Origin of the sequence: uncultured Ruegeria sp. (assembly GCF_947504215.1) — a bacterium.
GTDB lineage: Bacteria > Pseudomonadota > Alphaproteobacteria > Rhodobacterales > Rhodobacteraceae > Ruegeria.
Genome location: NZ_CANNGO010000011.1, coordinates 78,724 through 92,989, shown reverse-complemented (window position 1 = coordinate 92,989; position 14,266 = coordinate 78,724). Strand labels below are relative to the sequence as shown.

The following is a 14,266-nucleotide window of genomic DNA, read 5'->3' as shown; positions in this document are numbered from 1 at the left end:
CACCTAATGAAACCACCACCTGAATAAGGCCGATGCATACGCTTTGGCCTGAACCTGTTCACCGTCAAGCAACGTGACTTTGATATGATGGAACTGCCTGTCGCAGATGGGAACCTGTATTGCCCCTTGCCGCAGACCATCCCTTTTTTCCAGGTATGCCCAGTTTTCCTGACCTGTAGAGATCGCCGTACGCCCAGGAAACGACCTGATCGCTTTGCGTTTCTCCGGGTGGCACAGTCCCTGCTGTTCCAGTGTTTCAAGTAAAAGGTCGTCCGCATTGCCTTGTTGAAGGTTGCCGTCGGGGGCGTAAAGTTCGACCCCAAGGGTGTTTTCGGCGCCAATCTCGCACCCCACCAAAACCCGCTCGACCATCGAACCAAATGTATTGTCCAACCACACAAGCCCTTTGCTTTGGCTTTCAAAGCCAAAGGCCCTGAAGTAAGAAGCCGCAGCCTGAATAGTTTCGAAACGAAAAACCAACCGAACTCTGACATCCTTCCGCCCCGTCATTACTCCGCACAGTACATAAGTCTGCGGATCAGAATAAGCAGACAGCATTTCAGTCAGTCGCTTTCGAGAACCTTCAGACATATGTGGGCTTAATACCGTTGCCGCGGTGCAAATCGATGTGATTTGATGCGGCGTCAATCTGTCCGCAGCTTTCGCTATGGCTCCTTCAAGTAATCTGGGCGAGAAATAGATGCTGGCGCGACTAGATTGCGGATCAATTAGGTCATGCTCCAGCCAAATATTGTCAAACTCGGATAACACATTCGGCAAACACGGCTCAGTTGCAGCCCGCCCCGTTGGGCTCTGATCAAAGAACTTACGATTCCCAAAACCTGTTGCATAGCCGACGGACAGGTCGAAGCCGGGATCAGATGTTCCAAGAGGTATCTCAATCCCTAGCGGTGGTGGCACCCAGTGTCCAAGTTGCACCTCTCCTAAACGGCGATGTGCTAGCGATAGCGCGCGCGCATCAGCGATCTCCGGGCGCAAGGGATTCAGCGCATAGTCTAGGTAAGGGGCGTAGGTGCGTATATCCTCTGCTGTCATGCAAAATAAACCACGGGGTTGAGATCACGTTCTTCAGTTGGCTGGTCCTGCCACCCCAGAGTGACCGGAACGTCGAACAACCGCCCTGGCGCGAACCGATTGTGGTAATGCCGCAATCCGGGTGCGAAAACTCGGGCAACCGGGAAACCCACATCTGGGCGTGTCAGATCAACCGCCAATACTTCGATTTCATAGAGCGCAAGATGGGATACCAACGCTTCAACATCGGCTTTCAGTTCCCTGCCGCCATCCATCGCCGGAGATGGTGCTGGAACCGCGTTCTCAGCTGGGGTCAGGTACGGATGACTGGTAATTGTTGCTGTCTCAAACCATTTCTTGACGTGCGACATCCGAAGCGCCAAGCGGGAATTCGCTGCCTCGCTGCAATAGACATCCAATTGAACCAATTCACTGGCCGCGCGGGATGCGGCGATGGACGCGTCCAAATGTGCGCCGAACCCAAAAGTTACAGCACCACCCGTTTCGGCGTCCCACGCAACAGCTCCAACAACCGGAATTCGAAGATCGTTGGTAAGGTCGATGAAGGACAGATTGCGGCCTTCGCCGCGCAGGTGAGTCGCAAGTGTATCGATTTGTGCACCAACAACATCGCTGACGCGTGACAGGTCGAATGCCGGCCGACGCAGACGGTTATACCACCAAATCGCCAGTGCATCCCGTTCGATCAGTTCCAGAAGACCGTGTAGAATGGCCTCTTCCAGCACATTCCCGGCAGCACACCCGTTGGAGTCGGCAAGATAGAAATCATGGCCCGTGACGGGGACATCGTAATAGCAGACTGCCGTTGGCAGCAGAGCCGCACGTTGGTTGGTCAGTGACCACACGCCCGTCCATTTCGTATCTTTTGCTACGTCAAATGGTTCCGGAATCCAGAACGGTGCTTTCTTTGCATTGGCATCTCTGTTTGCATACTGCGCTTGACTGTATTGCTGGATAACATCGGGATGTATCGCCTGTTCGGTCAGGTCGTCGAAACTTGCCTGGATAAAAAGCTCATCGCCGCGAAATGTTCCGCTATAGCGCTCCACTGCTTCGGCAAGGCAGCCGGTACTGGCTTGTCGATGTGAAGGGCCTTTGCCTCCTGCCCCCAAAGACACGTCGAAATTCAGAGCTGTTGAATCCTCTCGCCACGGGGTGACTTGACGGCACTTCGCAACATGATAACCGCCCCGTTCGACAGATTCCGGCTCCGCCGGAATAATGCCGCTGATCGGGCTAATCAAGCGGCTCAATCGTTGATAGGTTTCGTCCGGGCTGCAAAACCGGTGACCACCTTCGGCGAAGAGAGATCTAGGCCGGTACACTAGTTCGATATCGGCCGCATCGAGAACATTACTTCGCTGATGACATTCCGTGTTTTTTCGCGGTTCGCCACATGTGCGACAATTACGGCGCACCCGCACCGGATGTTTCCCGGCCTCAAGCGTTATGGGATCAAACGTAAGAACCTGATCCGCCAGCCTTCGATTGCCATCTGATGCCATCGCCAAAACAGTTTGCGTCGCGATCAACCTGCCCGATTGTTGGGTATCGCCGGTCCAAGCATTGACCGCGCTAGGCAATTTCAATTCTGACCCCGCACGGGCGGCGAGCTTCTCGCGCCCGTTGTCTCGCAATGACCGTGCCAGACAATTCCAGCAAGATTGGCAACTTCCATCAAACAAAGGCCCGATCCAGACTTCCGACCCGGTCGGCTTTGCCAGCATCCATGGGATTTTGCGACGACGCGCCTCGGCATCCAGCAGGTCCAACTCCGGTCGCAGGTAGCAATCCGTCAAAACAAGCGTCAGATCGTGTTCACCAAAATTCGAAACCTTAACTGCTGCGATACCCTTTTCCTGCAAGTCGCTGATTACGATCCGACAAACTTCAGGCTCAAGCGAGCCAAGCAACAAAATACCAACTTCCTGCCTCAAAGCAGCTTTGACCGCGATTGCATTGATTTCAGTTCGATCCCAAAAACCCGAAATTTGAGGCTCAATCAACCCAATGGTATCATCCGTGATTCCCTGGTCGTGTAGCTGGCGGATGGCGAACAGAACACGCTCGGTCGTGTGCTGATCGGAGAGCGACTCTACGATTTCACGAATAGAGGCCCGACCATCAATTTTGGGCAGCAGGTCCGAAAAAATTCTTCCGTTCAACACTCGGGTTTTGTTTTCGGATACCACCAATATCTGTCCCGGCGCTGTTTGGTGAAACGATAGATGAGAACGAATACGCAGTACTGAATTTCGCTCGGTCTCAGGCGACGGATTGTTTTTTCGTCCGGCAGCTTTATCCATCTTGCTTTTAGACCGCTTTTTTGTGTTCTTTACACGGTAATCGTCGAGGCTTCGTGTTGTCAAAGATCACAAAACCACCCTATCGCGCCAGCGCTATCTGCCTAAAATGATTGGGTTCTCATATCTGCGCCGATTTCAACTGATCAACTTGAGTTTACAGAAAACAGGAACCAAATCCGTTGCTGGCATTTTTGGAAACTACCGCGCAGCCCATGAATTTCAACACGAAGCAGCAACCGAAGCGCTTTCCGCCTACAAAAGCGGCGAACTCAACGAAAACGAGGTGCGTGCCTATCTGGCTACACGCGACGCTATAGGACAACTTGAGGTCGACAGCACCAGTTTCAACACCTGGTTCGCAGAGCAGTATGTCGACCTTTTCCCAGGCGCGCGGTTCCTGATCATACTGCGTCATCCGATCGAATGGCTGGATTCCGTGCTAACACATATTCAACGCGATGTTTTTCACACTGCACAAACAGATCAACCTTACCCGGATCGGTTCAAGCGGCAGGCGGAACTGGTCGTGAGTTCATTCTCGCCTGAGGCGTTTCTTGATGATGAGCAGTTGATCAAGGCACTGCCGGAAATATCAAAAGGTCTTTTAGTTCATTGGCAGGAACGGAATACGCATCTGATTAACACGGTACCTGTAGATCGGAGGCTGGTTCTACGAACAGACAGATTGTCGGCTTCGATACCCCAGCTGGCGCAGTTTGTTGGTGTACCTTCCAAAAACCTGATTGCCCAACAAAGCCACTTGCATCGCAAGCCAGATCACCCGACGACCCTAGATAGGTACAATGTCAAAATAGACACTGACGATGCTTTGGAGACTTGGCAAACATGGCAGAACACCGTGTTTTTCAGTCAGGACACAGCCAATTCAATTTGATGAAAACGTATACTGGAAATCTTGTGTGATGTCGGTCTTGACGCCAATAGACCAAGACCAGTCCACTCCCGAGCCGGCACCATAGGCTGAAATCTTCACTTCCATTTGATGACCGGGCAATACTTCGATTGCTCTTGGTCCGATTGGAAAGATCACCTGTCGCCAATGGGTTCGAGCGGCATGTGGCCCTGTTGGCAAGCTGACACCAGGCGCTACTTCGGCATCAAACCAAAGGGCCACGCCATGGCACAAGCCTTGTTCAGAAAACTGCAGCGTGATCGTTTCTGCCAAAGACCCACTAGAGACTGTGTGCATATCCAATACTGCAACAAGTTGGGGTTCGCCAATCAGTTCTTCGGGCTTGATATGGGCCCAGAACCTCTCTTGTGCAGACGGGTTTACGAGGCCGTGAAAACTCAGGTCGCAGATCGACTGAGAAAAGAAAGTGATCTGCTGAAACCTTTCTGATGCGCGCACGGGTGCCGCCATGATGCGTACGTTTCCTGGCAGCATGATTCCTTCAGGTTTTAACACTCTGTCCCGCAACCCAATCAGGGGCTGCAACATGTTCTCTTCCAACGCCGCATTTCCAAGCCATTCGGATATCAGAACATCCACCGCCTCAGGCAAGTCTGCCGTTCGGGCATCTGTTCTAAGGAATGTAATCCGGTCTTCAAATCCATTCGCTTTACAAAGTTCTGCGGCAGTCTTGATGAAATTGCTGCGGTCGATGGCATAAACCTTGCTCGCACCTGCCCGGCACGCCAACATAGCAAGCACACCGCTGCCGGTTCCAAAATCGCAAACGACATCGCCAGGTTTGACGACGTTGAAAATCGCACGCTGAAAGGTGTCCATGCGTATTCGGTCGCTCAGCATTCTGAAGTGCATCCCAATTTGATCGTAGCCGTGCAACATGAAATCCTTGTTCAGATATGCTGTTTTTCAGAATTGAATCCGATACTTGCACATAGTCTCTGGTAAATGAAAGCTGCTAGAATACAGGTACCGAAATCCTTGACAACGGATAGGGATGAAATCGCCATCGGTCGCGATCTCCAGTAGAAACTCGAGCAGCCGATGCCGCAAGGGCATCATCTCAGACAGAGAGCCTCAAAAATTTTGCTACAGAACCCGAACAAGCGCTTTGGCGGGTTGCAAGCTAATGCAATTTAATGCGCACGCTGGCCAATAAATACTGCTAGGCTCCAGCCTCATTGATTTACAGCCAGAATAGGACTGTAGCCGCGAGCGCGATGGCGGAGAGGAAGACCTTGGGGCGTCCCAGACTGTCAGTAACGGCGTGCAGTTTCGTATTCATGCCACCCTTGGTGCGCCCTATCAGCCTGCCACGCCCCCCTTTTTCAACCACAGGCTGGAAGCCGTGCGGTGCGCTTTGAGGTATGTTGCGTCAATCATGATGGTTTTATGAGCGGTTCCCTCTGCAGCCAGCCCGTTCATGATCCGAGCGAACACACCGATATCGCTCCATCGTTTCCAGCGATTGTACAGCGTCTTTGGCGGCCCATATTCACGCGGCGCATCGGACCCACGTAACCCATTGCGTTGATGAAAATAATCCCACTCAGCACGCGTCGATCATCAACCCTCGGCTTACCATGGCTCTTTGGAAAGTAAGGCTGAAGTCGCGCCATCTGCACATCCGTCAGCCAGAATAGATTGCTCATGTTATACCCCTGAAACTCACGGGCATGAATCACGCAGGCGGGATAACGGCAGCCAATTAATAGGTCCAGAACCTAGATCCCATCATGGCTGATCCTCCCGCTTGTTGGCAGAATTGAATCAGTAGTTCATGTCTCGATCAAGCCAGAGTTTTTCAACAAAATACGCCTTCTACGCAAAAGCTAGAGGTCGAACAACAAAATAGGTTCGGTTGCTTGCCCCTACCCTGCCCGCCTGATGCCACCAATTTAAACTCCGGGTTTCAGTAATCCGCGCCCTGCCGGGTATCCCATAGACGCAGAATTTCTATCTGGGTGGGCATTACACGATAGAACAGTGTGAATGGGGTTCGCGGCACTGAAAGCTCCCGTATGTCTCGGCGTGTGTCACTCGGGTGACCTGCATAAGGGTTGGCTGCAAGAGTAAGCTGAAAGGCTTTGGCTGCCCGATCCCCATTGAAATGGTCAGGCGGAAATACTTGAACAACATAGTGGAACAGGATCACCGTTTCATCAAAAGACGAACCCGTCCGATGCTCGGCTTCAAGACTTTTGCTTCGGCTTCGGCGACTCTCGCAGGCATCAAAGTCGCGCACATGATCCGTAAAGGCCAGTTCACACCAGGGCTCTGCCCGTTTCGTCAATTCTCCGAGTTGGCAATCTGAACCTGAAGCCATCGCAGTTCTGTTTGGGTGACCTAAAACTTTGCAACGAAACCCTTAAGGTCTCTTTTAGTTAGAGTGCTGTACCCATAATGCGCATAAATGGTATAAAGTGCGCACAACACCAAAGGTAAGAAATCCGTTCCATCCGACGCCAACCACGCACGTTGCGGAGCCGCAGAAACGTCTGGGAGGCTAGGTGATCACTCGAAGGCGTCAGGCTCCATATCCAACCAAAAGGCGAAGATTGCTGTCGCATTCAGGCCTGATCGCCAACCATGCGCCCGGAAGTGCTCTCGATCCAGATCGTTGTCCAATCCGGCAAGGAACAGCCGCTTGTCTGCATCTCGCTGTGTTGGGTTTCGCCGCGAAACCAGATCCTCGACGATCGCCAATTTGCGGGAACGCTCCGCTCGTTCTGACGCCCGCGCCTCGTAAGCCTGATCTTCCTGGGCCTTTTCAACCTCTCGTTCACGGGCGGCTTCGACCGCCTCGGGACTGGGCTCGGGTGCGGTTTCATTCTCCGGCGCTTTGTAGTCATCCCGCAATGCAGCTGAGAGATATCCGAGTGTTGACTTAATACCCCCCTGCCCGCTGACATAGTCGAGCTTTTGCTGAACATAGTCTTCACCATGTTCAGCTATCCATTGCCGCGCCAGCCTATCCGACACCCCCTGCTCGCGCAGTGTCTTGTATATCTTCAGGTTCCGAACGCCGTCACCATCGTCAATCTCGAACATCGCCTTCTGCGGATTGCCTTTGATCAGGAACCGAATGTCGGTAACGGTGCGCCCCTTCTTCTTGAACTCCGGTTCAATTAGAATGTCCGAGCTCTTGTTCACCTCAGCAACAGCAGGTTTGATGATCTTGGCATTGAGATGTTTGAAACTGCCGTAGTAGTCGCTTCCATCCACGCCCATTAGTTTTCGAAAAACATCCAGCGCCCACCATCCCGTCGATCCGGTACGCACAAATCGGTAGCAGTTTTCGTACAATGCCAAGCCGTGTCCGGAACTGAAGTTCCGCTGGATTTGAACATTTATCAGCGCGTAGATCTTCGGATCGTAAAGTTTCTGCGCAAGCGCAGGGGAATACGCATACTCGCAAACTCCGGCCTTGAGTTTTGCGAAACTAAGCAACGACGAGACGCCCCATTCCTGACGGCCCTGTTCGTCCAGCATATCCCATTCTGCTACGGTCTCGGCCAGAGCCCTAAGGCTGGCGCGTAGCGTGTCAAAGTCGTTCGAATTGTATCCAACCATCATCGCCAAAGTCCGAGCGTCGATGGTGTGGGTTTGTGCGGACGTTAGCGCATCATATGCATTCAACAGAAGGACATTGGATAACTTGCGCTGCAATAGCGTCAGCTTGCCGCTAATGTGAATTGCAGCAACGTTCTTCTTCACTGTTTCCCGGCGCAATGCGCCAGAAAGCTGATCCATGTCCAATTGTGTATCCGGCATGATTCTGCCTGGCTGCTCGTTTTGATATTTCTGCCACGAAAGGTACCCGTTGATCAATCTCAATTGGGTGCCCAAATACAGGATCACATGAATCCCGTAGACAGGTACCTTATTCCGAAAGTGCTCGACTTATCCCCAGGCAACTGGTCGTGGGGGTTCGGAGACCGGCTGTTACGCAAGAGCACAACATCCAAGAGAGAGAAGATTAGGGTCTGATTGGTGCAGATTCTTAACAACCTGAGAATCGGAACCCTTCTTCCCGGATTCTGGCCCCTACCCTCCTGTAGATGGGCACCTTTTATCCTGTAGATGGGTGCTCCAGACACTGAAAACAGGTGCCATACTAGGCGCAAATAATTGTTAAATAAAGATATTAACGTCCTAAAGACTCTAAACTCTCTAAAGTAAATAAACTATTTGTTGCGTCGTTTTCTTCGATTTTAGGAAGTTTCGCCACGAAACCGGTCTAGGCGTACACCTACTGTGGAAAAACTTGAGAACAAGGATAGCCGCCGGGCCAAATGTTCGCTACATTCCGCAATATACGCCGACAAGGCGAACATTACCCGAGGCATCGACAGTGAATAAATCCAACCAACCCCCGCTACCGCCATATCTGAATCTGGATCCGGAAGTGGCGGCGACAAAGTTACCCGATCCTATTGGCACTTCGCGATTCGCAAAAGCAGCGACGTTCTGTGCAAAGGGCCGAGAGGACCTAGCGCGCAGAGGCTACGCTCCGGATGGAGAAAAGCGTTTGCGGCGATTTTCAATCTGGGAGATCACCAAATATCTCATCCCTGTTGCACCCGCCCATCTTCGACGTGTCCTCAAGGCGAATCCCGATCTTCCTCAGGGTGAGGGAGAGGCCGGCTCCAAGTGGTTCACGTTGGAAGAAGTGCTCACCCTACGAAAGCATTTTGCGGCAGAGGGTGTCAGCACGAAGGAATATCTTCCTTATCGCCCTGATGGTTTACCGGCAAAGGTCGTCGCTGTTGCGAACTTCAAGGGCGGCGTCGGCAAGACCTCAACAGCGGCCCATCTGGCTATGTCGGCGGCTTTGGACGGCTATAAGGTTCTGGTCATCGACTTGGACAGCCAGGGATCGATGACTTCGATCCTCGGAGGGCAGGTTGCCGATGAATGGCAAACGGTGTTTCCGTTGGTTGCAAAGGACTATGCCAAGGCTGTTCAGGAGGAAAACCGGGTACGCTCAGCCTCAGGTCAGCCAGAGATCCCGCTCGACGAAACCCTGCAGGAGGCATTGACCACCCTGCCCCGCGACGTCATTCAAAAAACCCACTGGCCCAATATCGATCTGATCGGTGCGCAGCTGAACCTGTATTGGGCCGAGTTTCAGATCCCGGTTTGGCGCATGGGATTACGTAGTTGGCCCTTGTGGGATGGGTTGACCAATTTTCTTCAGGACGAAGGTATTCTGAACGACTACGACGTTGTGTTCCTCGACACTCCTCCTGCACTTGGGTACCTAACGATCAACGCTCTGGCTGCGGCGGATATTTTGTTGGTTCCTCTGGGCGCTTCATTTCTGGAATTTGATTCCACAGGCCGCTTCTTCGATATGCTCTACACCACGTTTGCCAGTATCGAAGATGGCGAGAACTCTGCGCAACGCGCGGCGGGTTTACCGGAACTAAAGTTCGAATGGGATGTAGTACGGGCCATCATCACGCGGTTCGACGCCAGCCAGCAGACAGATATGGCCAACGTCATTCAGGCCTATTTTGGTGATTTTATGAACGCATACCGGCAGGACTATACGGCCTTGGTCGGGCAGGCGGGTGAACAAGTGAACGGCATTTACGAGGCAGACTATCGCGACTTCAACCGAGAAACTTATGTGAGGGGCCGAGAGACATTCGACCGGACCTACGCAGAATTCAAAGAGGTTCTGATCGGATGTTGGTGGCGCGATGCTCAGATGGGAGGAGAAGCAGATGGCTAAACGCAGAAGACTGACCGCCCCGGATACGGCGGAATTGGAACAGCTCGAGGCGGGTTTCGCGGCGAAACCATCGATCAGCCCGTTTGAGACGACGACAACACCACCGATAGCCCAGGTTGCAGCCGAAGCCGCGTCACTGAACGGTATGGTGGCCGTTACGGATCGCGTGGCTTTGGCCCAGGATCAGGGGGACGCCGCGCGCTGGCGCCATGCCGAGAACGCAGGGCTTGTCGCGCAAAACCTGCCTTTGGATCAAATTGATGCCGACTTCATCCGGCGCGACCGGATGGTCGAAGACGAAGAGGCCATGGCCGAGCTTCTGGAATCCCTGCGTGTTCACGGTTTGCGAACGCCCATCGAAGTCACGCCCGATGGTGACGGTTTTGGCCTTATCTCCGGCTATCGTCGATTGGACGCATTTCGGCGGCTGTCAGAAACAGACCCCAGGTTTTCCCAGATACCAGCTTTTGTTCGGCAGGCTGGGACGGGGCAGGGGGCTTACGTTTCGATGGTCGAAGAGAATGAGCTTCGATCAAATCTCAGCCCCTACGAACGAGGCCGTATCGCGGTTCTTGCTGCGGGGCAGGGAGTCTTCGACACGACTGAGGCTGCCGTGGATGTTTTGTTTGCCGCTGCATCCAAAGCCAAGCGGTCAAAGGTACGCAGCTTTGCGGTTGTTCATGAGGCGCTAGGCGATCTTCTAACGCATCCAATTGCTCTGACGGAAAAGGCAGGCCTTAAGCTTGCATCCGCCCTCCGCGATGGGGCGCAATCAAAACTTCGTCAAACTCTTGCGTCAGCAGAAGTGTCGGATGCAAAAGAAGAGTGGTCGTTGTTGGAAGCGGCCTTGAAAGACACGCCTGAACCAACCGAAGCCAAGGCTCGCGGTGGGCGGCCACAAGAAATTCAACGATTGGCTCCGCAGCCTTTGCCGGGAGGAGGAGAGATTTTGGCAGAGGTGTCATCTGGCGAAATGCGGATTCGCATCAAGGGGCGTGAACTGAGGCCCAAAGACGCGGAGCAACTGATCGCAAAAATCTCGAGTTATCTGGCTTAGTTTCGTCGCGAAACCCACAGCGCCTGACGAGCTCTCCGGTTCATTGATATCAATGTCGGCGCTGAAAGCATGAAACGCTGCTTTAACCACACGCCAGAGCAAGTTAAGCGACTACCCTATCGTGCGCAAAATGCGCAAATAATGATCATTAAATGATTGAGGCGACTTTAAGAGAGGGCTGCACCCAGAGTTCCCTGGCAACCATTATTAATGGCGGGTTCTGTCGCAAACTTTTTTGAGGGCAGCTTAGGTGAAGCTGATGAGTTGATTATCCTGCCAGTTGGATGAATTGCTGAAACGGACGGAGTCCAGGTGTGAATTGACCTTTGCGGATCATGTTGACCAACTCTATTCCCGCCAGGACGGATGCAGCTGAAGCGAAAGACTTGAAGCCCAGCATGGGTCTGATCCTTCGTTTGATGAAGCGGTGATCCTGTTCAATGATGTTATTGAGGTATTTCCGCCTGACCATATCGATCGGGATCGGGCAACCAAAGCCTTTCAACATCTTGTTGATCGCCTTGATGCCAGCAGTGTTGGCCCCGCTTTTGTCGATGACGATCTTGCGTGGCAATCCGTTCACTTCTAGCGCGCGGGGGAAGAACTTCGTCGCAGCAGCCTTGTTCCGGCGCTCGGACAACATGAAATCAAGGGTTTTGCCGTGTTTATCGATCGCTCGATAAAGATAAACCCATTCGCCTTTCACTTTCACATAGGTTTCATCCATGCGCCGCGAACGGTCTGCGGGACGCTTTCTATACCGCGCTGCTTCAGCAACGAGGCCTGCATATCGCCTGACCCAACGGTTTAGCGTTGCATGATCCAGATCAACGCCACGTTCCGCCATGATTTCCTGCAGATCCCGGTAGGAAACACCGTATCGCAGGTAGAAGAAAACCGCGTGCAAGATCACGTCTTTGGGAAAATGTGCGCCCTTGAATGAAATCGTCACGGCTTGCTCCTGTCATATTCCAACACGCGTTACCAGAACTGCGTTCGATCTGACAGATGGGGACGGAGTTTGCGACAAAACCGTTTGTAGTCGCTGAACAACACGGTTCACTCTTGCGGCTGCTAACAATGACGACGGATGTAGTTTATAGCGATGGCGCGCTGCCCGGTGACCGCATCCAAAACCAGATCCGATCTTTCTATGCCGAGGGCATATCTGAAGGGACATTCGTGAAGGGAGATGTCGCCATGATGGCCGCAATGGCGCACGGCCTGGTCGAAGGCGCCATGATGCAAGCGATGCGAAGCGACAACGTAGAGAGGGCCGAGGCCACTGTTCAATTGTCGACAGTGATGAAGAACGCATTTTTGGCGCGTTAGTGAACCAGACATACAAAAACGGAACTGAAGATGTCGGTCTTGTCCGTGTTGTGGTCTGCGGCGCACCTGAGCGTTGCGCGTTGCTAGCAAGGCCTGCTTGGGGAGGTTGCGATTCAGCACGAGACATTTGGTTAGTGCCTGGATTGGGTCGGTTGTCGGATTTGCATGTCTTCGCGCGTCCTTGCACCATGTGACTAATGCACGGAGGCGAAAATGATTTACGCAATTACAATCTATGGGGAACCGGGCGTGTTCGAAGCGCTGCCCAAAGATCGCCAGGATGAAGTGATGTCGGGACATGGCGCGTTGCAATCGGCGTTGGCAGACCGGGGGGAGTTCGTGTCGATGAAATTGATGCCTCCAACCTCTGCCGTGATGGTCCAACCAGCCCCATCTGAAGGCGCGGCGCCACTGATCACCGATGGCCCATTCGCCGAGACGAAGGAGAATTTCCTTGGGTTTTATGCCGCCGATTTCAAAGATCTTGATGAAGCACTAGACTACGCCAAGATGATCTCATCCCCAGTCGCACGGCTTGAGGTGCGACCGGTTGCCTGGGCTGGCGGCGCGATCTCGTCGGAATAGGTCATGTCTGACTGGCTTGAGGCCACATTCGCCCTGCTCCGCCCGCGTGCCCTCGCGGCCCTGACCCGGTTGTTTCGGGATATCGACATGGCCGAAGAGGCGTTTGCCGACGCTTGCCTCAAAGCGCTGACGGTCTGGCCCAAAGACGGGGCACCTCGGGATCCGTTGGCGTGGCTGCTGACGACCGCGCGTAACTCGGGTCTTGATCATGTCCGCAAATCACAGCGCCGTGCGGCAATCTTGTCACGCCACATCGAGGAGTTTCAGCCGATGCCCGCCGAAACGCCGGCTCCGGACGAGATGCGCGATGACGTTTTGCGGCTGCTGTTCATATGCTGCCATCCGGAACTCGACCGACGGGACCAGATTGCCATTGCGCTGCGGGTGGTCCTGGGGTTGAGCGTGGAAGAGATTGCCAGCGGATTTCTGGTCAAGCCCAAAACCATGGAGCAGCGGATCACACGGGCCAAAAAGAAAATATCGTTAAGCCCGGTCGCCTTTGAAACGCCAAGCCCGGCGGAAAGAGGCGCACGGTTGGGCGAAGTTTCCTTGATGGTCTACCTGATGTTCAGTGAGGGGTGGTCGACCTCGGCCGGTCCTAAGCAAATCAAGCTTACTTTGTGCGACGAAGCAATCCGACTGGCCCGTCTGCTTGCGGCACTGTTTCCGGCAATGGGAGAACAGGCCGCCTTGCTGGCGCTTTTGCTGTTTCAACACGCCCGGCGACATGCGCGCATTGACAGGGGCGGAAAGCTCGTCGCGTTGGACGATCAGGATCGCGGCCTTTGGAACCGTGCGGACATCGCCGAGGCGACAGGCCTTTTGCAGAAGGCCAAGCGGACTGGTCATCACGGTGTCTATATCGTCCAGGCCGCAATCGCTGCGACACATGCCCAAGCGGCTTCGGCTGGGGACACGGACTGGGCGTCGATCGAAAGCCACTACGCTGCCCTCTATGCATTGCAACCGACGCCTGTGGTCCGACTTAACCAGATTGCCGCTCAGGCCAAGCTGTACGGCGCGCATCATGCGTTAAAGGCGATGGAGCCATTGGCACAGGATTTGTCCAGCTATCGCTGGTTTCACGCAATGCGGGGTGGGCTTTTGCAGGAAACAGGGGATCACCTGTCAGCGATTACTGCCTTTGAAACCGTGATGGCACTCGGCCCAACTGCCCTCGAACGTGTTGCGATCACGGAAAAAATCGCGATCAGCCATAAAAATTTGCGCAACGTGTAGGGATCGCTTCGCTTCGCGCG

At 53.6% G+C, this 14,266-nt stretch carries 12 protein-coding genes and 2 pseudogenes; 7 read left to right on the top strand and 7 right to left on the bottom strand.

From position 1 onward, the window contains the following. Window positions 1–3: 3 nt before the first annotated feature. Both Q1B21_RS17380 and Q1B21_RS17375 read right to left on the bottom strand, forming a co-directional pair. The gene (locus Q1B21_RS17380; protein ID WP_299891433.1) at window positions 4–1,056 is read right to left on the bottom strand and encodes a hypothetical protein; all 1,053 of its coding nucleotides are present in this window, start codon (window positions 1,054–1,056) and stop codon (window positions 4–6) included. After that, entirely contained in the window at window positions 1,053–3,362 is a 2,310-nt protein-coding gene (locus Q1B21_RS17375) for a TOMM precursor leader peptide-binding protein (protein ID WP_366525415.1), read from the bottom strand. The genes Q1B21_RS17380 and Q1B21_RS17375 overlap by 4 nt, the downstream gene beginning before the upstream one ends. Before the next feature lie 148 nt (window positions 3,363–3,510). Here Q1B21_RS17375 and Q1B21_RS17370 point away from each other — a divergent pair, with 148 nt between their 5' ends. Then, a complete protein-coding gene (locus Q1B21_RS17370; RefSeq protein ID WP_299891428.1) occupies window positions 3,511–4,257 on the top strand; it encodes a sulfotransferase in 747 nt (248 codons plus the stop codon). Here Q1B21_RS17370 and Q1B21_RS17365 read toward each other — a convergent pair. The 3 genes and pseudogenes from Q1B21_RS17365 to Q1B21_RS22375 all read right to left on the bottom strand — a co-directional run bounded on the left by Q1B21_RS17365 (window position 4,249) and on the right by Q1B21_RS22375 (window position 6,448). Further along, on the bottom strand, window positions 4,249–5,136 hold the full coding sequence (locus Q1B21_RS17365) for a 50S ribosomal protein L11 methyltransferase (protein WP_299891425.1): 888 nt from the start codon (window positions 5,134–5,136) through the stop codon (window positions 4,249–4,251). The genes Q1B21_RS17370 and Q1B21_RS17365 overlap by 9 nt on opposite strands. Window positions 5,137–5,515: 379 nt before the next feature. Beyond that, window positions 5,516–5,945 (bottom strand): annotated as a pseudogene (locus tag Q1B21_RS17360) (IS5 family transposase); the annotation flags it as partial. Between the two features lie 260 nt (window positions 5,946–6,205). After that, a complete protein-coding gene (locus Q1B21_RS22375) occupies window positions 6,206–6,448 on the bottom strand; it encodes a type II toxin-antitoxin system RelE/ParE family toxin (protein ID WP_366525414.1) in 243 nt (80 codons plus the stop codon). Here Q1B21_RS22375 and Q1B21_RS17355 point away from each other — a divergent pair. Then, window positions 6,398–6,607, top strand: a pseudogene (locus Q1B21_RS17355) (DDE-type integrase/transposase/recombinase); the annotation flags it as partial. The gene Q1B21_RS22375 and the pseudogene Q1B21_RS17355 sit on opposite strands and share 51 nt — an antisense overlap. 200 nt (window positions 6,608–6,807) lie before the next feature. Here the strand turns inward: Q1B21_RS17355 and Q1B21_RS17350 are convergent. Beyond that, window positions 6,808–8,067 (bottom strand): replication initiation protein, encoded by a 1,260-nt coding sequence (locus tag Q1B21_RS17350; protein ID WP_299891423.1) that lies wholly within the window; start codon window positions 8,065–8,067, stop codon window positions 6,808–6,810. Between the two features lie 580 nt (window positions 8,068–8,647). Between Q1B21_RS17350 and Q1B21_RS17345 the strand changes: the two genes are divergently transcribed. Both Q1B21_RS17345 and Q1B21_RS17340 read left to right on the top strand, forming a co-directional pair. Next, window positions 8,648–10,033, top strand: a complete 1,386-nt coding sequence (locus tag Q1B21_RS17345) for an AAA family ATPase (RefSeq protein WP_299891420.1) — start codon at window positions 8,648–8,650, stop codon at window positions 10,031–10,033. Beyond that, window positions 10,026–11,090 carry a ParB/RepB/Spo0J family partition protein gene (locus tag Q1B21_RS17340; RefSeq protein WP_299891417.1) on the top strand — a complete coding sequence of 355 codons (1,065 nt, stop codon included), beginning with the start codon at window positions 10,026–10,028 and terminating at the stop codon, window positions 11,088–11,090. The genes Q1B21_RS17345 and Q1B21_RS17340 overlap by 8 nt, the downstream gene beginning before the upstream one ends. Before the next feature lie 268 nt (window positions 11,091–11,358). Here the strand turns inward: Q1B21_RS17340 and Q1B21_RS17335 are convergent, their stop codons facing one another. Continuing rightward, on the bottom strand, window positions 11,359–12,042 hold the full coding sequence (locus Q1B21_RS17335) for an IS6 family transposase (RefSeq protein ID WP_299891414.1): 684 nt from the start codon (window positions 12,040–12,042) through the stop codon (window positions 11,359–11,361). Window positions 12,043–12,170: 128 nt separating this feature from the next. Between Q1B21_RS17335 and Q1B21_RS17330 the strand changes: the two genes are divergently transcribed. From Q1B21_RS17330 to Q1B21_RS17320, 3 genes are all read left to right on the top strand, one after another. Next, window positions 12,171–12,422, top strand: a complete 252-nt coding sequence (locus Q1B21_RS17330; RefSeq protein ID WP_299891411.1) for a hypothetical protein — start codon at window positions 12,171–12,173, stop codon at window positions 12,420–12,422. A gap of 213 nt (window positions 12,423–12,635) precedes the next feature. Further along, window positions 12,636–13,007 (top strand): YciI family protein, encoded by a 372-nt coding sequence (locus Q1B21_RS17325; RefSeq protein WP_299891408.1) that lies wholly within the window; start codon window positions 12,636–12,638, stop codon window positions 13,005–13,007. A gap of 3 nt (window positions 13,008–13,010) precedes the next feature. Next, on the top strand, window positions 13,011–14,246 hold the full coding sequence (locus Q1B21_RS17320; protein ID WP_299891405.1) for a sigma-70 family RNA polymerase sigma factor: 1,236 nt from the start codon (window positions 13,011–13,013) through the stop codon (window positions 14,244–14,246). Window positions 14,247–14,266 lie beyond the last annotated feature (20 nt).